At 69.7% G+C, this 20,322-nt stretch carries 24 protein-coding genes; all 24 read left to right on the top strand.

Annotation, left to right across the window (positions count from 1 at the left end; translation table 11 throughout):
* The 24 genes from ACGFZA_RS31790 (at position 1) to ACGFZA_RS31675 (ending at position 20,316) form a co-directional block, all read left to right on the top strand.
* Complete coding sequence (locus ACGFZA_RS31790) at positions 1-858, top strand: hypothetical protein (RefSeq protein ID WP_393683657.1); 858 nt, start codon at positions 1-3, stop codon at positions 856-858.
* A 78-nt stretch (positions 859-936) separates the two neighbouring features.
* Positions 937-1,110 (top strand): hypothetical protein, encoded by a 174-nt coding sequence (locus tag ACGFZA_RS31785; RefSeq protein WP_393683655.1) that lies wholly within the window; start codon positions 937-939, stop codon positions 1,108-1,110.
* A 236-nt stretch (positions 1,111-1,346) separates the two neighbouring features.
* Positions 1,347-1,616: a MerR family transcriptional regulator gene (locus ACGFZA_RS31780; protein ID WP_393683653.1), complete on the top strand. Its 270-nt coding sequence runs from the start codon at positions 1,347-1,349 to the stop codon at positions 1,614-1,616.
* Positions 1,617-1,759: 143 nt separating this feature from the next.
* On the top strand, positions 1,760-2,026 hold the full coding sequence (locus ACGFZA_RS31775) for an HNH endonuclease (protein WP_393683651.1): 267 nt from the start codon (positions 1,760-1,762) through the stop codon (positions 2,024-2,026).
* Between the two features lie 39 nt (positions 2,027-2,065).
* A complete protein-coding gene (locus ACGFZA_RS31770) occupies positions 2,066-2,293 on the top strand; it encodes a hypothetical protein (protein ID WP_393683649.1) in 228 nt (75 codons plus the stop codon).
* A gap of 112 nt (positions 2,294-2,405) precedes the next feature.
* Positions 2,406-2,888, top strand: a complete 483-nt coding sequence (locus ACGFZA_RS31765; protein WP_393683647.1) for a phage terminase small subunit P27 family — start codon at positions 2,406-2,408, stop codon at positions 2,886-2,888.
* Positions 2,857-4,638 carry a terminase large subunit gene (locus ACGFZA_RS31760; protein ID WP_393683645.1) on the top strand — a complete coding sequence of 594 codons (1,782 nt, stop codon included), beginning with the start codon at positions 2,857-2,859 and terminating at the stop codon, positions 4,636-4,638. Before ACGFZA_RS31765 ends, ACGFZA_RS31760 begins: the two co-directional genes overlap by 32 nt.
* A 13-nt stretch (positions 4,639-4,651) precedes the next feature.
* On the top strand, positions 4,652-5,992 hold the full coding sequence (locus ACGFZA_RS31755; protein WP_393683643.1) for a phage portal protein: 1,341 nt from the start codon (positions 4,652-4,654) through the stop codon (positions 5,990-5,992).
* Positions 5,989-6,684, top strand: coding sequence for a hypothetical protein (locus ACGFZA_RS31750; protein ID WP_393683641.1), 696 nt, complete (start codon positions 5,989-5,991; stop codon positions 6,682-6,684). The genes ACGFZA_RS31755 and ACGFZA_RS31750 overlap by 4 nt, the downstream gene beginning before the upstream one ends.
* Position 6,685: 1 nt before the next feature.
* The gene (locus ACGFZA_RS31745) at positions 6,686-7,516 is read left to right on the top strand and encodes an HK97 family phage prohead protease (protein WP_393683639.1); all 831 of its coding nucleotides are present in this window, start codon (positions 6,686-6,688) and stop codon (positions 7,514-7,516) included.
* Positions 7,513-8,790 (top strand): phage major capsid protein, encoded by a 1,278-nt coding sequence (locus ACGFZA_RS31740; protein WP_393683637.1) that lies wholly within the window; start codon positions 7,513-7,515, stop codon positions 8,788-8,790. Before ACGFZA_RS31745 ends, ACGFZA_RS31740 begins: the two co-directional genes overlap by 4 nt.
* 12 nt (positions 8,791-8,802) lie before the next feature.
* Positions 8,803-9,165, top strand: a complete 363-nt coding sequence (locus tag ACGFZA_RS31735; RefSeq protein WP_393683635.1) for a hypothetical protein — start codon at positions 8,803-8,805, stop codon at positions 9,163-9,165.
* Positions 9,152-9,697 carry a mobile element protein gene (locus ACGFZA_RS31730; RefSeq protein ID WP_393683633.1) on the top strand — a complete coding sequence of 182 codons (546 nt, stop codon included), beginning with the start codon at positions 9,152-9,154 and terminating at the stop codon, positions 9,695-9,697. The genes ACGFZA_RS31735 and ACGFZA_RS31730 overlap by 14 nt, the downstream gene beginning before the upstream one ends.
* On the top strand, positions 9,694-10,032 hold the full coding sequence (locus ACGFZA_RS31725) for a hypothetical protein (protein WP_393683631.1): 339 nt from the start codon (positions 9,694-9,696) through the stop codon (positions 10,030-10,032). Before ACGFZA_RS31730 ends, ACGFZA_RS31725 begins: the two co-directional genes overlap by 4 nt.
* Complete coding sequence (locus tag ACGFZA_RS31720; protein WP_393683630.1) at positions 10,029-10,343, top strand: hypothetical protein; 315 nt, start codon at positions 10,029-10,031, stop codon at positions 10,341-10,343. The genes ACGFZA_RS31725 and ACGFZA_RS31720 overlap by 4 nt, the downstream gene beginning before the upstream one ends.
* The gene (locus ACGFZA_RS31715) at positions 10,343-10,732 is read left to right on the top strand and encodes a hypothetical protein (RefSeq protein WP_393683628.1); all 390 of its coding nucleotides are present in this window, start codon (positions 10,343-10,345) and stop codon (positions 10,730-10,732) included. The genes ACGFZA_RS31720 and ACGFZA_RS31715 overlap by 1 nt, the downstream gene beginning before the upstream one ends.
* Before the next feature lie 63 nt (positions 10,733-10,795).
* Positions 10,796-11,461, top strand: coding sequence for a phage tail protein (locus ACGFZA_RS31710; RefSeq protein ID WP_393683626.1), 666 nt, complete (start codon positions 10,796-10,798; stop codon positions 11,459-11,461).
* Between the two features lie 110 nt (positions 11,462-11,571).
* Entirely contained in the window at positions 11,572-11,895 is a 324-nt protein-coding gene (locus tag ACGFZA_RS31705; protein WP_393683624.1) for a hypothetical protein, read from the top strand.
* A 41-nt stretch (positions 11,896-11,936) separates the two neighbouring features.
* On the top strand, positions 11,937-12,314 hold the full coding sequence (locus ACGFZA_RS31700; protein ID WP_393683622.1) for a hypothetical protein: 378 nt from the start codon (positions 11,937-11,939) through the stop codon (positions 12,312-12,314).
* A gap of 64 nt (positions 12,315-12,378) precedes the next feature.
* Positions 12,379-16,707, top strand: coding sequence for a phage tail tape measure protein (locus tag ACGFZA_RS31695; RefSeq protein WP_393683620.1), 4,329 nt, complete (start codon positions 12,379-12,381; stop codon positions 16,705-16,707).
* A gap of 6 nt (positions 16,708-16,713) precedes the next feature.
* Positions 16,714-17,598 carry a hypothetical protein gene (locus tag ACGFZA_RS31690; protein ID WP_393683618.1) on the top strand — a complete coding sequence of 295 codons (885 nt, stop codon included), beginning with the start codon at positions 16,714-16,716 and terminating at the stop codon, positions 17,596-17,598.
* Positions 17,598-18,749, top strand: a complete 1,152-nt coding sequence (locus tag ACGFZA_RS31685; protein WP_393683616.1) for a phage tail protein — start codon at positions 17,598-17,600, stop codon at positions 18,747-18,749. The genes ACGFZA_RS31690 and ACGFZA_RS31685 overlap by 1 nt, the downstream gene beginning before the upstream one ends.
* On the top strand, positions 18,746-19,678 hold the full coding sequence (locus tag ACGFZA_RS31680) for a hypothetical protein (protein ID WP_393683614.1): 933 nt from the start codon (positions 18,746-18,748) through the stop codon (positions 19,676-19,678). Before ACGFZA_RS31685 ends, ACGFZA_RS31680 begins: the two co-directional genes overlap by 4 nt.
* Before the next feature lie 8 nt (positions 19,679-19,686).
* Positions 19,687-20,316: a hypothetical protein gene (locus ACGFZA_RS31675; RefSeq protein ID WP_393683612.1), complete on the top strand. Its 630-nt coding sequence runs from the start codon at positions 19,687-19,689 to the stop codon at positions 20,314-20,316.
* Positions 20,317-20,322: the final 6 nt, after the last annotated feature.

Here is a 20,322-nt window from a genome sequence, read left to right as displayed (position 1 = left end):
ATGACGCACTGGATCAAGTTCTGGACCGCCCTGTGGGTCGGCTCGGAGAAGGTCACCCGCTGGACCGTGGACTGGCTCTGCAACGCCCGCGCCAAGCCCGCCGAGCCCACGGCCAAGCCCTCCGCCACCGATGCGGAGACGCCCGAACAAGCATCAGAGGCCACCCCGGGGGAGCAGCAGCCCAAGCCCTCGAAGAAGGCCCCCGCGAAGACCACCGCGGACACCGAAGGGTCCGCCCTGCTGCGCTGGTTCGGCGTCCTGGCCGGCGCCTTCCTCGCCAAGACCCTGCCGTACACCACCATCATCGCCGCGGGCCTGGCCGCCGCTTGGGTGCTCACAGCACTCGCCCTCGGCTACGCCGCAACCCTCCCCGACAAACCAGCCGAGACCCCCGACGAAACACCGGCCAACGAGGCCCCGGCCGACGAGCGGCACCCCAGCGAGGTCCTGTCCCGCGAGCACGTCTCCCTGCTCCTGGCCGAGGTCTACACAGAGGGCTCCGGCGTCCACCTCGCCACCCTCGCCAAGCACCTCTCCCGGACCCCACTCGTGGGCCTCCCCCCGACCCCCTGGGCCACCCACCACGTGCGTGCCCTGCTCGGCCGCCACGAGGTGCGCGTACGGGATGGCGTACGGGTGCCCCCCAAGGGCGGCCGTGAGGGTGTCCACCGAGACGACTTCCCGCCCCTCCCCCGACCCCCTTCTGAGCCCCCCGTTGTTGGCGATGTTGCCGCAGGTCAGAGCAACAACAACAACGCAGGCAACACTCCGCCGTCCTACCCGTTCGAGGTAGTCGACGACCCACACAATCCCGCCCGCGCGACCGTGGTCTACCCCGACCAGCAGCGCACCCCATAACCCCCGGAGCGGCCGCCATCCGCCAAGACATCGGCCGCCCCGGAGCACCCATCCCACTCACGAGACAGGACCCGCATCATGGCATTCGGCCGACGCAAGAACGAGACCACCGAGACCGCCACCACCCCCAAACCGCTCGGGAAGCTGCGCACCTCCATGCCCACCCGGCTCCCCGCGACCGACCCCCGCACCGCCGGCCACGAGACGACCTACCAGAGCAGCCGCGGCGGCTGGTTCAAGCCCAAGAACTGATCAATGTCAGACCCTGCCGGTACCGTGCAGGGCAACTATCAGCGCTCCATGGCTGCAGCGCTGATGCTCGAACGAGGCCCCGCCCTGCCCACCGCAGGACGGGGCCTCGGCGCGTCCAACCCGACCCCGCTGGACATGATCACCTTTTGGCGTCACACTGCTGCCAACACCACACGTATGTCCACCGAGCCCCTGACCTCAACGGCAGGGGCTTTGCTGCGCCCGGACGGAGGCCCATGACCACCACATGGCTCACCACCACCCAGGCCGCCGCCCACGCCGACCGAGCCCGCCAGGCCCTCACCGCCGGCACCGCCCACATCCAGCCCGCCACCATCCGTCAATGGGCACGCCGCGGCCACCTGCGGCCGACCGGCCTCACCGAACGCGGCCACCCCATGTACGCGCTCGCAGACGTGGCCAGAGCCGAGGTAGCCACCCGCGGCCGCGCGCTGCGCCTCCTCGGCATCCCCGAGGCCCTCACCGTTCCCCCCTCCGGGGCCTGACCCCCCGGGGAGCCCCCATGCCCACCAGGCCCCCTACCCGGTGCGCTGAGCCCGGCTGCTCCACTCTCGTACCCAAGGGCCGCTGCGACGAGCACCAGCGCATCCCATGGGCAGGCAGGGACGACAAGGCAGCGCGCTACGGCGTGAGCTCTGGCAGATGGCGCACGCTGAAGCGCCGGACCGCCGACCGCGACAACGGATGCTGCTACCGATGCGGCATCGAGCAGCCCGACCGCCAAGACGATCCGGACGGCGAGCATCAGCACCAGCTCGACCACATCACGCCGATCGCCGAGGGCGGAGCAGCCGAGGACCTCGACAACCTCGGACTGATCTGCGAGCCGTGCCACCTCATCAAGAGCAAAGCGGAGGCTGCGAGGGCCAACAGAGCCCGTCGCAAGGCCCGCTGAGCCCTCACGGAGCCCTTCCAGAGCCCTCAGGAGGACGAGATGACCGCAGAAATGACCACCACGGTCCACGTGACGACCCCGATCCCGGGCGGAGAGGCCATCACGACGCCCCTGGGCACGCTCACCGTGCCCGTCAAGGACGACAAGATCGACCTTCCCGACCTCTACGAGGCGCTCGGCGAGCTCCTCCTGACCGCGGGCAAGTACTGCCAGGTGATGAGCGGCCGCCCCTCCATGTGGGTAGGGGAGTCCAGATTTCCAGAGTGATCGCCACGGGGCCCGGCGCCGTCAGCTCGGCACACACACGCTCAGAATTGTGAAACCGAAACTGGGAAAATGACGCAACGTCACCAGTGATCGCGCAGGTCAGGAGGTAGGCATGGGGCGCACCGCGCAGCCCGCGGCGCTCAAGTTGCTGACCGGTAGGGGGGACGGTCGGGACTCCGGCGGCCGTGCGGTCAAGCCTCCGCCGGCCTTCCGGCGGATCCCGCCGAACCCTCCCACGTGGCTCTCCCGGGAGGCGGCCGCCGAGTGGCGCCGCGTCGTTCCCGGCCTGCAGCGCCTGGACCTCCTGAAGGAGGAGGACCGAGCGATGCTCGCCGCCTACTGCGAGACCTGGTCCGTGTTTGTCACCGCGACGCGCGACGTGACCCTGACCGGCCTGACCGTCCAGCAGATCACCAACCGGCCGGACGGATCGTCCACCGAGAAGACCGTGCCCAACCCGTCCGTGGCAATCGCGCGGAACGCCGGCCGCGAGCTCCGCGGGTTCGCCGCCCAGTTCGGCCTGTCCCCCTCGTCAGAGCAGGCCCTGGCGAGAGGGGCCGACGATGGCAGCGAGGACGACAACCCGTTCGCGTAGGAAGGCCGCCGAGCCCGAGGAGACAGCGCCGGTCCCCGGCGCGTTCCTGGATGATGACCAGCTCGAGCGGCTCAAACTCAGCCCAGAGGTCGGCTGGTACCTCGTCTCCCGGGGCATCGCCCTGCCGGACTCCCCGCCGCTGATCAAGACGCCGGAGCCCCGCAACGTTCCCGGCGCACGGTTCGACCCCGACCGTGTCGACAAGGTCATCAAGGCGTTCAGCCTGCTGCGCCACACGCAAGGCCAGTGGGCCGGCCGCCCGCTCGTGCCGGACCCGTGGCAGGTCGCCTGGATCCTCGCCCCGGTTTTCGGGTGGGTGCACTGGGACGACGACGCCGGCGCGTACGTACGGATCATCTCTGAGCTGTACGTCGACGTCCCCCGCAAGAACGGCAAGTCCACGCTGTCGGGCGGCATTGCGATCTACATGACGTGCGCGGACGGCGAGCCCGGTGCGCAGGTCATCGCTGCGGCCACGACCAAGGCCCAGGCCGGGTTCGTGTTTGCGCCGATCAAGCATCTCGCCGAGCGGGCCCCCAAGCTCAAGGGTCACGTCAAGGCGTACCAGGGCAAGATCATCCACCCGAAGAGCGGTTCCTACTTCGAGGTGATCGCCAACGCGGCGGACGCCCAGCACGGCGCGAACATCCACGCCGGCATCATCGACGAGCTGCACATCCACAAGAGTCCGGACCTGGTCGAGGTCATCGAGACCGGAACCGGCTCGAGGCGGCAGCCCCTGATCGTCATCATCACGACGGCGGACAGCGGCAAGCCGGAGACCGTCTACGCCCGCAAGCGCACGCGCATCGAGCAGCTGGCGCGCGGCGTCCTCGAGGACCCGTCCGTGTACGGCGTCATCTTCGCCGTGCCCAAGGACGCCGACCCATTCGTCGAGGAAACGTGGAAGGCAGCCAACCCCGGATTCGGGGTGTCGCCGACCCGGGCCTACCTCGCCCGCAAGGCGCGCGGCGCGCAGCAGTCCCCGGCGGACCTGGCCGCTTTCCAGCGCCTGCACCTGGGGATCCGTACCAAGCAGGTCACCAGGTTCCTGGACCTGGACGCCTGGCGTGCCAATCAGGCCCTGGTCGACGAGGTGAAGCTGCGCGGCCGCGAAGCGTACGGCGGCCTCGACCTCGCCTCGGTCAGCGACCTCAACGCGCTGGCGTGGCTGTTCCCCAACGACGAGGACGGCAGCCTGGACCTGCTGCTCCGCTTCTGGACGCCGGAGGACAACCTGCCCTCACTCGACAAGCGGACCGCAGACGCGGCCTCACGGTGGGTCAAGGAGGGGTGGCTGCGCACCACCCCGGGCAACGTCACCGACTACCACGCGATCGGGGCGCAGGTCCGCAAGGACCTGGACAGCTACGACGTGAAATCGCTCGGGTTCGACCGGTGGGGCAGCACCTCACTGACCAACGATCTCGAAGGCGAGCGCGCTCCGATGGTCGGTGTCGGCCAGGGATTCAAGACCATGTCGCCGACGCTCAAGGCGGTCAAGCGGCTGCTGCTTCTCGGCGTCAAGGGCCGGCCGATGCTGCGTCATGACGGGAACCCCGTCATGACGTGGATGGTCGACAACCTCGCCGTCGCCATGGACGCGGCCGGAAACGTGAAGCCGGACAAGGCGAACAGCGGCGACAAGATCGACGGGATCAGCGCCCTGTGTGACGCCATGTCTGAGGTCCTGGTGCGTCCGGCCAAGCGCACGTCCGCGTACGAGGACGGCGAGTTCGAAGCAATCTGAGAGGAGGCGGCGTATGCCCTGGTGGCGTCGCAGCAAGGGGGCCTCCGGTCAGGTCATCGACCAGTCCGGCGCCCTGGTACCCGTGAAGTCGGAGCAGTTCGATGATCTGGCCGAACTCGGCCGGTACGTCACTCAGCACGGGATCCGGGTCGTCGACCCCGGCGTCCCGCTGTCCAACTACGCCGGCACCGCGGCCGCGCTCAACGTCTGGGAGACCCAGCCGTCGGTGCGCAAGGTCGTCGACTACATCGCCCGCGCACTGTCAACGATTCCGTGGCACGTCTATGAGCGGGTCTCGGATACCGACCGCCGCCGGGTGACCGATCACCCGCTGGCCCTGCTGCTGGCGAGCCCCGCTCCGTCAGTTCCGCCCTCACGGCTCTGGCACTCGGTCATCGTTGACTGGCTCATCCACGACCGGTGGTGCATGCACGTCCTGCCGAACGCCGATACCGCCTCCGGGTGGGAGCTGCGCAGGAAACCGGCCCGTCGGATGCACGTCCTGGCGGACGACGACGACGCACCGGCCGCCCTGTACCTGATCTCCTCCCGCGGTCCCGCCGAGGTGGTCACGCTGCCGGCCCCGTACCTGTTCGATCACGGGTACGCCACCGTCGGTGCGGATGGCACATCGCCGATGGAGACCATGCAGCAGATCCTTGCCGAGCAGTCCGAAGCAGTCGCCTGGCGCCGCTCGGTGTGGAAGAACGGCGCACGGGTGCCGGTCGTCATCGAACGGCCGACGGAAGCACCGGCCTGGTCGAAGGGGGCCCGGGAGCGGTTCATGGCCGGGTTCAACGCGTTCGTCGGCCGCGGCCCCGCAGTTGGCGGGACGCCTCTCCTCGAGGACGGCATGAAGCTCGTGGCCGTCAACGCGTTCAACCCGAAGGAGACGCAGGACATCGAGGGGCGCCAACTCACCGATGCAGAGGTGGCCAGCTTCTACCACATCCCGCCCGAACTGGTGGGCGCGCGAGAGGGCAACTTCTCCAACCTGGACGCGTTCCGGCAGATGCTCTACACCCACTCTGTGGGGCCGGACATCACGATGCTGCAGGACGTCATCAACACCATGCTGGTCCCGCTGGTCGCCCCGGGCTCGGACCTCTACGTGGAAGCGAACGTCGAGGCCAAGTTGCGCGGCTCGTTCACGGAGCAGGCGAGCATCCTGCAGACGGCGACCGGATCCCCGTACATGCTGCGGTCCGAGGCGCGCAGCAAGTTGAATCTGCCGCACGTAGACGGCACTGACGAGCTGGTCACTCCGCTCAATGTTCTGGTTGGCGGGCTGGCGTCGCCGACGGATACGGCCCCGCCGCCCGCCCTCCCAAAAGGGCAGGGCCGCCCCGCATGAAGGCGGCGCGGCCCGAGGACCTTGGGGCATTCGCCGCCGAACGGGATGCCTACAGTGCGGCACTGACCGCGTGGGCTGACCGCCAGGCAGATGCGCTGCTGTCCGCGGCCGACGCGAAGGCCGACGGGCCGCCCGACTTCTACGGCCTGTGGGCGGCGACGTCGCCGGAGCGCCAGGTGCAGTTGTCCGCGCTCATGCAGGGGTATGGGTTTCGGCTTGCGCAGATCGGTGCCTGGGACGTATTGGACGTCTACAACCCCGAGGCGGACGGCTGGGACGCAGCTGTGATGGAGGCTTGGCTGGCGAAGGCTGCCGAGTCTCACGCCACGGAGTACGAGCAGGCCGCCTACACCGCGGCGACGTCGGCTGTAGCGGACGAGGGTGACTGGCGCGACAACCTCCGTGCGGGGCTGGCGCACTGGGTGACGAACGCCGCGGTGCGGGCGGTGACCTCGGCGACCGAGGCCCGCTCGTTCGGCGGTCACGACGCGGCCGGCGCCTCCGGCCTCACTCACAAAATTTGGCGTACCGGGGGGAAAAACCCACGCGCCTCGCACGTGCGCCTGGGCGGCGACAGCGTGCCGCTCGGCACGACGTTCGGCAACGGGCTGCGCTGGCCCGGCGACGCGAACGGGGATGCGGCCGAGACCGCGAACTGCAACTGCCGGCTGGACTACGAGAGGGGGGTCTGACGTGCCCCGTACCAAGGAATGCGCGGCCCGGATCAAGGCGGCCGGCCCTGCGGACGGCCTGCAGGAGGGCCAGTTCCGGGCGCTGGTTTCCGTGTTCGGCAACGAGGACTCCATGGGCGACGTCATCGCCCCGGGCGCGTTCGCCCAGGTGCTCGCCGAGTGGAAAGCGACCGGCGACCCGATCCCGGTCGTGTGGGCCCACAAGTGGTCCGACCCGTTCGCCCACATCGGCAGAGTCCTTGAGGCGAAGGAGACAGCCGACGGCCTGGAGGTCCTCGCTCAGATCGAGGACATGGACACCAACCCGACCGCGAAGCATGTGCATGGCCTGCTCAAGGGGCGCCGAATCAAGCAGTTCTCGTTCGCGTACGAGGTGGCCGAGGGCGGCTGGGTTGATACCGACGACACGGTCACGTACCCGTGGGGCGAGTACTACGAGATCAAGCGATTCGCGTCACTGTTCGAAGTGGGGCCGTGTCTGGTCGGCGCGAACCAGCAGACCGAGTTGCTCGCCGCGAAGGCCCACGATCTCGTTCACGGGGCGAAGGCCGGCCGCGTTCTGTCGCAGGCGAACTACGACGCACTGTCAGCAGCGCACACCTCGATCGGTGACGTGCTCGCCACCGCGATGCCGGAGGAAAAGAGCCGGCACAAGACCTCCCCGCCCGCGCCCGCGGCCGGGGGCACACCCGAGCAGGAGACCGGCCAGCAGCCGGAGCAGGAGCCCGCCGCCGCCCTCGAGGCCGCCGCGAAGGCCACTGGTCCCACGCCCGCCCAGGTAGCCGCATGGGTCACCACGCAGGAACTGATGACCATGAGGAGTACAGGATGACGCTGCGCGAGAAGCTGCAGGCTCTGCTGAAGGAAGCGGCGGACATCGTCGCCAAGTCGCAGGAAGGCGAGGGCCGGGACTTCACCGAGGACGAGGTGAAGCGGATCAACGAGCTCAAGTCCGAGACCACAGACCTGCAGGAGAAGGTCAAGGCGGCCGACGACGCCCAGGCCGCCGCCGCCGAGATGGCCGGCAAGGCCGCCGACCGGCCGAAGCCCAATGCGTCCGGGGTCAAGGACCGCCAGGAGGACGGCGACGCGGCCACGCTGGGCAGCCGGTTCACCAAGAGCGCCCTGTATGCGGAATTCCGCAAGCAGCACCCCTCCGGGCTCGGCGAGGGCTCGGCGGTCGACATCGGCCGGACCCGCGTCGGATCCCTCAAGGAGTGGATGGCCAGCCGCAAGGCGACCTCCGCGCCGCTGCAGGTCGCCCTCGGCCACGTCGCCCCGATCCGGATGCCGATGGTCGACCAGGTCGACCGGGACAACCTGACGATCCTCGACCTGATCAGCCGCGGCGAGTCGTCCGGCCCGTTCGAGTACCTGCAGGTGACCGGGGTGACCCGCAACGCCGCTGTCGTCCAGGACGAGATCCTGCCCGGCGACCCGGACACGGCTCTCAAGCCGACGTCGACCATCCAGACCGAGTTGGCCGACGCCAAGCCGTATACGTACGCGGACGGCTACGACGTCACGAACGCCCTGCTGTCCAACGCCCCCGCGCTGGCCTCCTACATGGACAACGAGCTCGAGTACAGCCTGGACTCGGTCGTCGAGGACAAGCTGCTCAACGGCACCGGTACCAGCGGCCAGCCCAAGGGCATCCTGCACACGACCGGGGTGCAGGAACTCACGTACACCCCGGGCGCGGACGCCATGGCCCAGGTCAAGGCGATCCGCCAGGCGATCACGAAGATCACCACCCTGCCGGGAGGCAACGTCACCGCGGCTCTGATGTCCCCCGAGGACGACGAGGCGTGGGACCTGATGCAGGACGCCAACGACCGGTTCTTCGGGCAGGGTCCGTTCGGCCAGGGCCCGAACACGTCCTGGGGCCGTGCCCGCGCGCTGTCGCAGCGTCTGGCCCCGGGGACCGTGATCCTCGGCGACTGGCGCCAGGTCGCGCTCCTGGACGTCGAGGGCCTGTCCGTCCTGGCGTTCAACCAGCACAAGGACTACGCCCAGCGAAACCTGGTCTACGTCCGTGCAGAGCTGCGCGCCATGCAGGTCATCTGGAAGCCCAACCGGCTCATCGTCGTCAAGCCGACCCCGTAAGGAGCTCACGACATGCCCGAACACAAGATGATCACCATCGACGGAATCCGCGTACGGGCGGATGAAGCATCCCGCTACCGGGCGCGCACGGCACCGCCCGCAGGCGGGCAGGCATCCCCGCTCACGGCCGCGCACGCGGACCCGCGCACCCAGGAGAAGGAGCCGCCCGCCGACCCGGACGCGTTCGATCCGGGCGAGCACACCGTGCTGCAGGTCATCGCGCACCTGGCCGAGGCTGACGAGCAGGAGACGGCCCGGATCCTGGACGCCGAGGCGGGGGCCAAGGACCCGCGTAAGGGGCTGGTCGAACGTCGGGACGAGTTCCTGGCCGAGGCCCGGCAGCGCGCGGCAGGCGGTCCCGGTGGCGGGGCCTGAGCCGTATCTCGCCGATCCGGCCGAGCTCGCCGTTTTCCTGAAGATCCCGGCCGATGACCTGCGGCTGCTGGCCGCGCTGCGAGCTGCCACCCGGCGGTTTCGCGGCGCGGTCCGCCACCCCGTATCGCTGGTCACCGAGGACACCGTGCACCTCGACGGGTCCGGCCGAGCCGTACTCCAACTGCCGGCCGCACCGATCGTTCAGCTCGGTGCGGTCCTGGTCGATGGGCAGCCGCTCGAGGGAGTGCGGGCAAAACGACGTGCGGGTGTGCTGCTGCACCCGGACGGGTGCTGGCCGGACTGGGCCGAGATCACCGTCACGTACGACCACGGGCACGACCCCGTCCCGGAGGAGGCCGCCGAGGCGGTCATCGACCAGGCCCGTGCGATCTACCGGCTGGACCCGGCGATCCAGCAGATCACCACCGGCACCGAATCCGTCTCGTTCGCGGCAACGGCGGCGGTCGGCATCACCTCGCAGTGGCAGGCCGCGGTGGAGGCGCACCGCCTCAACCGGGGGGATGACGCGTGACGATCGACAATCCGCTGCGGCGGGACACCATCACGGTCATCACTCGCGTGCTGATCGGTGAGGACGACCGCGGGCACGACGTCTACGAGGACCAGGAGCACGACGTCGATCACTGCAACATGCAGCCCGTCTCAAGCACCGAGGCCACCGACGACCGGGTCCAGGTCGTCACCCGGTGGCGCCTGGCAGGGCCCTCGGACCTGGGCCTGACTCCGATCTCTCGAGTCCGGTTCCGCGGCGTGCTGTACGAGGTCGACGGAGAGCCCGGAGTGTTCGGGTCGTTCGGGGGGCTGATGGACCACACCGAGGCATTCCTGAAGGTGGTGACCGGATGAGCGGCATCCGATTCGAGTTCGATCCCAGGTGCCTGCCCGAGGTCATGCGCTCCGAGCCCGTACGCGGGGCGCTCAAGGCCGAGGCTGACCGCATCGCGCCGTTGGCCCGGTCCATCGCCCGATCAGAGGGCCTCGAGGAGTTCGCCGCCTCGATCGAGGTGGTTGAGGAGATCCGCCCCCGGGGCCGGCCGACCGCCGCGGTGGTCGCCGACCGGGAGGACGCCACTGACCACGAACACGGAACGTCGTCCACGCCCAGGCGCCGCGTCCTGGGCCGGGCCGCGCACACCCGTATTGACGGGGTGACGTGATGTGGGCGGATATCGAACTGGCCGTGATGAGCGGCATCGGTCCTCTGCTGCCCGGGGTGCGGGTGACCGACGAACTGCCCGACAAGCTGGAAGCCCACGTGCCGTTGGTGTGGGTGCAGGTCGCGGGCGGCGGCGACGACCAGGTCACCGACACCGCCACCGTCGACGTTCAGGCGTTCGGCGCGACCCGGGCGGCTACCTGGGACCTGGCCGAGCAGACCCGCAAGGCCATGCACGCACTGGCCGCCACCCACGTCCCCGGACAGGCGGCCGTCATCGACGACGTAACGACCGCTGAGCGCCCCGTCCTCATCCCGTACGGGAACCCTGCGGTACGGCGCGCAGTGGCCACGTACGCGGTCTCCACGCGGGAGCGCGCGGCCTCCTGACCGACCACCCATCCTCGGCCCCGCGGCGTCCGCCCGGGGCCATCGTCATGAAAGGGGCCCCCTGTGGCTGCCGGCGATTTCACCACCATGGCGGATCTGCGCACCTCGCTGATCCGCAAAGCCCTCCGATACGCGATCTTCGCAGCGGACACCACCGCCCCGGCCGTGGCCAATCCCTTCGACGTCGGGGGGATCCTGCAGGAACTCCCGGCCGGGTACGTGCCGGTCGGCTACACCACCACCGACGGCGTCACGTTCAGCGGTGACCTGTCGACGTCCGATGTCGAATCCGGGCAGTCCAGCAGCCCGACCCGCTCCGACGTCGAGACGGACATCCAGACCGCGCAGTGGGTCCCGCAGGAGACCAACGCCGCAGCCGTGGCCCTGTACGACAACCTGCCGCTGTCCGGGACCGGGGCTCTGCCTGCAATCGGCTCGGCGGTCTGGACGTGGTCGAGGCCGCTCGTACCCCCCACCCGCTACCGGCGCCTGCTGTTCATCGCCGAGGACCTCAACAAGGCCACCGGCGAAGCCCTGTACATCTGCCGGTACTTCCCGTCCGCGCTGCGCTCCGGGCGTGAGGACGAGCAGTGGACCCGCACTGCGGAGATCTCCCGCGGCGTCACCTACCAGGCCTACGTCGACGAGACGGCCGGCACCGACGTGATCACGTGGATCGACGGACCCGGCTGGCGCAGCCTCGCACCTGAGGACGAGGGCGGAGCGTGACCGCTTCCCCCCGCAAACCGGCACCGCGGCGGCGGCCCAGGGTGAGCCCTGCCGCCGCGGTGCCTCCACCGGCTCACCCACCGGCCACCCAGAAGCGAGAGCAGAAGAGCATGAGCAAGCCCAACCGCAAGCGCTACAAGCTGTCCGAGGTCAAGGCGCAGTACACCGAGGCCGTCGGCGGCGACCAGGTCGAGTTCGAGACCGACAAGGGTGACGTCCTCACCTTCCCCCACCCGTTGTTCGCGGACGACACGTGGACGGAAGCGGTCGACGAGGCGGAGTCCTCGAGGGACAAGGCGATCGCCATCCTGGGCGCCGACCAGTACGAGGTGTACTCCGCGGCCGGCCACGGGGACGGCGATATCGGGCTGCTGTTCCTGGCCGTCCAGCAGGACATGCAGGGGCAGATCAAGCGCCGCCCTACACGGTCCTAGACGTCCTCGGGCACCATCCCGAGGCCGTCGAGGCCGACCTGATGCACCACTACACCGGCCGCGATCCGATCGCCGAGTACTGGCGCGGGGAGATCACGCTGCGCAAGCTGCGAGTCCTGGTCGAGGGCCTGCCTCCCACGGGCGCTCTCGGCCGGGCGATCACGGGCTCTCCGTGGGGCACGGTCGAGTACCAGCTGGCTGAACTCCTCGACAGGGTCGGCCGGATGGAGATCGATTTCCGCAACGCGAACCGGGCCGAGAAGTCGCCGCAGCAGGAGTACCCGGACCGCATACCGCGGCCGGGTGATCCGTCGCCGAAGCAGAAGGCGAAGGCCGAAGCCAAGGCGCAGTCCGAGGCCCGGGAGGGCTACCGGCGTCTCGTCAGCCGGATGACACCGCAGTACGCCGACCAGGTGTAGCACACAGAAACGGGGTGATCTCATGCCCCGTGCGGGTGCTGTGTGGGTCGATGTCCTGCCGAACATGTCGCGGTTCGGGCAGCAGCTGGACCGGGAGATCGGTGAGCCGGTTGCCCGCGCGACCAACCGTGCGGGCCAGGCCGGCGGCGAGTCCCTCATGTCCGGCATGAAGGTCAAGATGCTGGCCGGTGCCCTGGCGGTCGGTGCGACCGCCGGGGCACTGGTCGTCAAGGGCCTCGAGACGTCGATGGACAAGCAGAAGGCCACCGGCAAGCTCAAGGCGCAACTGAGTCTGACCGCTGCGGATGCGAAGCGGGCGGGGGCTGCAGCCGGGAAGCTGTACGGGGACACCGTCACCGAGTCCGTGGACGAGGCCGCTGCCTCGATCCGGGCGACCATGTCCGCGGGCCTGGCCCCGCCGAAGGCCACCACCAAGCAGCTCGCCACGCTCGGCACGAAAGTCCAGGATCTGTCGACTCTGTTCGAGGTCGACCTGGGCCAGGCCGCCAACGCTGCCGGTCAGGCTGTGAAAAACGGGCTGGCCAAGGACGGCACCGAGGCCCTGGACGCCATGTTCCGCGGATTCCAGATCATGGGCCCGCGCGCCGATGACCTGGCCGACACGTTCAACGAGTACAGCCCGATCTTTCGGGCTCTCGGCCTGAACATGAAATCGACGCTCGGCCTGTTCAGCCAGGGCATGGAGGCCGGCGCGCGTGACACCGACGTCCTCGCCGATGCCCTCAAGGAATTCCAGATCCGGACCACGGACGGGTCCAAAGCGTCAGCGGCTGCGTTCAAGCTCCTCGGCATGGACGCCGAGACGTCCACCGCCAAGTTCGCCAAGGGCGGCAAGGGCGCGGCCGACGGCCTGCAGCTGGTTCTCGACAAGCTGCGGACCATGAAAGACCCGGTGGACCGCAACGCGGCGAGCGTGGGTTTGTTCGGCACCAAGGCCGAGGATCTGGCCGGCGTCCTTTTCAAGCTGGATCCGTCCAAGGCCGTCGCCGACCTCGGCGCCGTGGGCGGTGCGGCGAAGAAGGCCGGCGACGATCTGCGGAGCAGCGCAGACGTCCCGTTCGAGCGGTTCAAGCGCAAGGCGTTGATGGCGCTCGGCGACGCAGCAGCAAAGTACGTACTGCCCCGCCTGGTGACCTTCGGCCGGTACCTGAACGCCGATGTTCTGCCGGTCGTCCAGCGGTTCGGCGGGTTCGTAGACACCAAGGTCGTTCCGACGGTGAAAGCGCTCGGCGACGCGTTCATGGCCGGCGGCCGGTGGGTCAAGGAGTACGGCATCTGGTTCGCACCGCTGGCCATCGCCATCGGCGGCGTGACCCTGGCCATGTCCGCAAACGCGATCGCTACCAGCGTCAGCCTCGGCGTCCTCGGCGTGTACTCGCTTGCGGTCCGCGGCGTGATGACGGTAACGCGGGCCTGGGCGGCCGCTCAGGCGCTGTTCAACGCCGTCATGGCACTCAACCCCATCACGCTGATCATCATCGGTGTGGTGGCGCTCGGCGCCGCACTGGTCATCGCCTACAAGAAGTCCGAGACGTTCCGCAACATCGTGCAGGCAACCTGGGCAGGGATCCAGGCCGGATGGGCGGTGCTCTGGTCATACCTGAAACCCGGCATCGACGGATTCATGACCGGCCTGCGGGCAGTCGGCAGCGCCGCCTCCTGGCTGTGGAGCACGGTGCTGTCTCCGGTGTTCGGGTTCATCGGCACCGCGGCACGAATCCTGCTCACCGCCGTTGTGGTGGTGGCGCTCATGCCGATGATCATTATTCTCAAGCTCCTCGCAGCCACTGCCTCCTGGCTGTGGTCGACCGTGCTGTCCCCGGTGTTCGGCTGGATCGGTGACAAGGCTGTCTGGCTGTGGGACCACGCGCTCAAGCCCGCGTTCGACAACATCGTCATTCAGTTCCGCACCGTCGGCGCGATCGCCAGCTGGCTGTGGAAGAACGTCGTCTCCCCGGTGTTCGGGTGGATCGCGGAGAAGGCCGTGTGGCTGTGGGAGCAGCGGATCAAACCGGCCTGGGAGCTCTTCAAGATCGGAATGGGCCTGCTCGGCAGCAAGATCAAGGAGCTGTGGAACACCTACGCCAAGCCGGTATTCCAGTGGATCGGCGACAAGGCGGCCTGGCTGTGGAACCAGGCGCTCAAGCCCGCGTTCGACAAGGCGCGCGAGGGCGTCAAGGCCGTGGGTGACGCGTTCGGCACGGCGAAGGACGCGATCAAGAAGCAGTGGGACAAGCTGCAGGGCATCGCCAAGGCGCCCGTCGAGTTCATCATCAACCAGGTGTACGGCAAGGGCATTCGCCCCGTCTGGAACGCCGTGGCCGGCGCGTTCGGTGCACCGAAGCTGCCCGCCTTCAAGGGCTTCGCCCGCGGCGGCGTGCTGCCCGGCCAGTCCTCGTTCCGCGATGGGGACGACCAGCTGGTCCCGATGCGCCGCGGCGAGGGTGTCTACGTCTCCGAGGCGATGCGCGATCCGTACGAGCGGGCACGCCTGCACGCGGTCAACCGGGCTGCGATGCAGGGCCGCTCTCTCGCCTCGTTCCGGGGCGAGGGATTCTCGACGGGCGGGATTTTCGGCTGGGTGAAGAACACCGCGTCCAAGGGTGTCGACCTCGCCAAGTCCGGCGTGGACTGGCTTAAGGACGGGGTCAAGGCCTCAGCCGAGGCCGGTCTCAACTCGGTCGTGAAGCCGCTCCTCAAGAAGATCAGCGGCTCCGCGTCGGTGTACAAGGACATGGTCACCGGCATCCCGAAGAAGATGATCAAGGACATCATCGGGTACTCCGGCAAGGCCGATGGGGAGCTGGAGAAGGCCGGCATCGGAGGGAAGGGGTTCAAGGGCGCACTTGCCTGGGCCCGCACGCAGGCGGGCAAGGCCTACCAGTGGGGCGGCAACGGAGACCCGTCATGGGACTGTTCAGGGCTCGTGTCCGCGATCGAGTCCGTGATCCGCGGCCAGAAGCCTCACCGCCGTTGGGCGACCGGCGCATTCAGCGGCGAGCAGGCCCCGCCCGGCTGGGTCCGCGGCGCCAAGTCCCCCTACATGATCGGCGTCACCAATGCCGGTGTCGGCCACACGGCGGGCACCATCAACGGCGTCAACGTCGAGAGCCGCGGCGGCGATGGTGTCGTGGTCGGCTCCCGGGCCCGCTCGTACATGGACCCGCTGTTCACTGACCGGTACGGGTTCAAGGGGTACGCCAACGGCGGGTCTCCGCGCCCGGGTGAGATCGCCTGGGTCGGTGAGAACGGCCCCGAGCTCATGGAGTTCCGGGGCGGGGAGGTTGTCTACTCCAACGCCGAGTCCATGCGCATGGCGGCCGGTCTCGGCCCGGTGCGCGGGTTCGCGAGCGGCACCAGGGCGAGAAGGGCCAAGGCAGGCCGGGAGATTCCCGGGGACCTGACCGCGTTCCGATCGAGCCTGACCAAGACCGCGGCCACCATCTCCAAAGCGGCGTCCGCGCTCGCGAAGGACCTCAAGGACGCCGGCGGCGCCGGAGCGAAGCTCGCCGTCACGGTCCAGAAGACCGCGACCCGGCTGCAGAGCATGGCCAAGCAGCGCGACGCCATCGCCTCCAAGATCACTACCGCGAAGGCGTACGCCAGCGACCAAGCGAAGAGCGTCCAGGACTTCCTCGGCCTGTCCAACGTCGGTGAGGCCGCCTCGGTCGGCGACATCCTGACGGGCCTCACGGACCGCCAGAACACCCTGACGTCGTTCCAGACGCGCCTGGCCACGGCGCAGAAGAAGGGAGCATCGAAGGACCTGATCAGTCAGCTGATCGCGATGGGCCCGGAGGCCGGCAACAACCTGGCCGGCCTGGTGTCCGGGTCCAGTAAGAACCAGCTCACCCAGCTGAATCAGCTGATCGCGTCGGGCGGGAAGCTCAGCACGGCCTACGGCAACTCGATGGCCGACCTGATGTACGACGCGGGCGCGGCCGCCGGAAAGGGATTCCTGACCGGGCTGCTCGCGCAGGAGAAGGCGATCCAGGACTCGATGGCCAAGATCGGGGCCGGGGCGATCACCGCCATCCGCTCGAAGAAGGGCATCGACGCGCACTCGCCCAGCCGCAAGGGCGCGCAGGCCGGTGCCGATGTCGGGGCCGGGGTCGTGGCCGGTATGGCCGCGATGGGCCCGGCGGTCGCCACGGCGGCCGAGCGGCTCGGGGACGCGGCAGTGCCCGCGGCCGCACTGGTCCCCGTCACCTCGCAGCGCTCCGGGGCTGATCCGATGGCCTCGCTGGACGGGGCCGCCATCGCCCTGGTCCTGGACGACGGAACACAGCTGGCCGCGCATTTCGATACGCGGGTTGACGCCAAGCTCACGACCGCCCGCCGTACAGCGCGCGCGGGCACCAAGAGGAGGTAACAGCGCATGCCGATGATCGTTGACCCGGCCGCACCGCTGATCGAGGTACCGGCCCGGGTCACGTCCCCGGACGGGTACCTCGCCGCGATCGTCGACCCGGTGTGGGCGGGTGTGGTCCTGTCGTACGACGCCTCCGCCCTGGCGGACGCCGGCAACATTCGGCAGGTACGGATCGTCCGCCAGGACCCGGGCGGCCGCGCGCCCCTGCCAGTACGGTCCGCGGACCCGGCCTGGGCCATCGGCGCAGTGGGGACCGCGTACGACCACGAGGCGCCCCTGGGCGTCGCCGTGATCTACACGGCCACTCCCGTCTACGCCGACAGCACGACCGGCCCATCCTCGGCCCTGGCCGTGACCGTGCCCGCACCCGTCCCCGGGGAGCTGCGGGACGTGTGGCTCAAGAGCCTGGACGAGCCCACGCTGTCGCTGCGCGCCGTCATCGTCGGGAAGCCCGAGCCTGCCGCTGCCGGCCGCCAAGACGTCGCCACCGTCCCCGGATCCCCGTACCGGGTCGTGTCCTACGACGAGCACGCCGCCGAGGCGTACACCCTCACCATCGACGTCCCCCCGGACGCGGTGGACCGGGTGCGCCGCCTGCTGCGGTCTGGTGTGCTGCTCCTGCAGACGCGCCCGGAGTACGTCACCCTGCCTGACGCGTTTCACGTACCTGCGGACATCACAGGCCCGCTCTCCACCGGACGTCTCGGCGCCTCGGGCGGCTATCAGTTCAGCTGGGCAGTGGAGCCGGTGGCCCGCCCGGACACCACAGGTGCGCCGATGAGGATCCCGGGCTGGTCGTGGGACGACGTCGCCGAGCGGTTCGCCACGTGGGACGCGGTGGCCGCCTCGTTCAGCACCTGGGCATCGCTGAGCACGAACGGGATCACCTGATGCTGCCGATCTCCGCCCAGGCCCTGGCCGCCGTCACCGGAGCGGCCCGTCGGCCGATCCGCGCCGACTGGTCCAACGACGGCGGCCGCACCTGGACCGCGGCCGCCGGGGTCGCCGCAGGGGACGTGAAGCCGGACCGTACGGCGGAGTGCCGGTACTCCGGCACAGCCGACCTGCTGGGCGTGCCCCTGGGCCGGTCCGGCGTCAACGCGGTCATCACACAGGTGCGCCTGTGGCAGGGCATCCAGGGGCCGCGCATGGACGTGGAGTGGATCCCGGCCGGGGTGTACGTCGTGGACCGACTCACCCGCACCCGGCACGGGGCGCAGGTGGAACTCCTGGGCCGGGAGGAAGTGATCCGGGGGGCGCCGCTGCCGGCGCCGCGCACGGTCGGCCCGGACAATGCCCGGGCCATCGCTCAGACACTCATCGGGGAGGTACTGCCCGGCGTACCGGTGTCGTGGCGGGACGGGGTCACCCCCGATACGCCCCTGCCGTCATGGGTGGTCGACGAGGACCGGTGGGCGGCTCTGTCCGGCGGCTCGGACGCCTCGGGCGTGGACACGGGCATCGCGGCCGCGCTCGCTGCTGAGGTCTACGCCGACGCCTCCGGAACCATCGTGGTCGCACCGGTCCCGACCATCGCCGACCCGGTGGTCTGGCGGATCCCGTACGGCCTGGCCCTGGTCGAGCCAGCCGAGCAGGAGTCCGCCGAGGGCCTGGTCAATCTGTGGTCGGTGTCCGGCGACGGCGGCGACGGGGCCCCGGCTGTCGGCCCGCTGTACGTGTGGGACGACGACCCAGGCAGCCTGACGTACGCCGGACCCGATCCCGTCGGCGACCCCCTGGCCCCGCAGCGACAGGGCCTGACCGGGGTACGCATCCGCTCCGCCCGCTACACCTCACCGCTCATCACGAGCGTGGGCCAGGGCTACGAGGTCGGCCGCGCCCGCCTCGCCGACAGCCTCGGCATCCAGGCCTCGCTGTCCTTCACCACTGCGGGCAACCCGGCGCTCGAGGCGGGGGACGTCGTCGAGGTCGAGGTGAGACCCGGGGAGTGGCAGCGCCACATCATCGACTCCTGCCCGTACGCCCTGGGCGCGGCCTCCCAGTCCTGCAACACCCGCACGACCGCCAGGAGGCTGTCATGACCGATCCGGCCGCCGAGCTCGGCGCCCAGCTCGCCCGCCCCGGAGGACCGGGCGGGCTGCAGACCCGGTCCGCGCAGGTCGACGGCGTCACTGACCTGGGCGTCAACCTGCGGATCGGTGAGGAACTGATCCTGGACGTGCCGTGTGCCGACTCCTACCGCAACCGGGCCGCCGGAGACTGGGTCGCGGTCACCCGCGGCGCCCGCCCCGTCGTCATCTGGCGACTCGGCCAGGACCCCGGGGTAGAGACCGAGGACGAGATCCGTGAGCTCGCCCTGGACGCGGCCGCCGAAATCCAGGTGGTGCGGGCGGTCGCCTGGGGCACGGGTGAACCGTTCGGTACCGGATGGCAGGCCGTCGCCGCCACGCACGTCCGCAAGAACGAGCAGGGCAAAGTGGAGTACTACCACCAGCTCGCCTCGGAAACCGACCCGCCACCGCCCCCGCCGCCCAGCCGCGCCCCGAGCCCGGTCACCATCACCGCGACGTCCTCCGGGTCCTGGCGCAACGGCCGGCCGGACGACTACGCGTCCAACCCGATGCAGGGTGACTGGACCGGCGGCGGCAACCGCAGAGGCGGCTGGTTCTACGGCATGAAGATCCAGACCGCGTGTGCGGGCAAGACCGTCTCATCGATGGCGGTCACTTTCACCCGGGCCCGCGGATCCGGCGCCAACGGCAAACGCCCCATGCACCTGTACCTGCACTCCTACACCTCCCCGCCGTCCGGGCAGCTGGCCCTGGGGGTCGGCCCGGAGGACCTCCTGCGTCTGTCCGTCGGCGCCCGCGGCACCGCGATCCTGCCCACGTCCTGGCGCACCGCGCTTGCTGCCGGAACCGCCCGCGGCCTGGCCATCTACGCGAACGGCTCGACCGACTACGCCGCCTTCACCGGCGGGTCCCTGCGCATCACCTTCGCCGCAACCTAAGGAGCCCCATGGCCGCCCTCGGCTACGCATCACTGCCCGTCCCCGACGGGGGAGACGCACCGGTCGGCCCGGCCGCAATGGCCGCGCTCGCCAACGCCGTTGATCCTCATCTCATTCAGCACGTGGCCAACCAGGCGGAACGCGACACAACCTTTGCGGCGGCTCCGCTGCACACGCTGGTCACTGCGGAGGACGGCTCTCTGTGGATCAAGACCTCTGCTGCGGACGGGAACGTATGGGCGACGATCTATCAGCCGCTGCCTGCCTGGCGTCCCATCACGCTCGCCTCGGGCTACCAGTCCGGCGAGTTCACACCGCAGGCCCGGGTGATCGGCCGGCAGGTGTCCCTGCGGGGGCGAATCCAGCGAGCAGACGGGACCACGTTCGCGATGGCGGGGGTCAAGGTCGGCGACGTGCCCGACGACTGCCGCCCCGCCCTGTTCGGCTCGTTCGCCGGCGGCGCCTCGCTGCAGGGCGACCCGATGACCGGTGTCGGCCGGTTCGAGGTGCTCGGCGATGCCTCGGCGTCATCACTCGGCGGCTCGGGCTCGCTCATCTGGTACTCGCAGGACGGCACCCAGGAATCCGGCGGCGGTGTGGCCTGGATCGACATCTCCGGCTCCTACTGGCTCGACTGAAAGGCG

The organism is Streptomyces sp. NPDC048211 (assembly GCF_043202315.1).
Lineage (GTDB): Bacteria > Actinomycetota > Actinomycetes > Streptomycetales > Streptomycetaceae > Streptomyces.
This window is presented reverse-complemented; position numbering and strand designations above follow the sequence as displayed.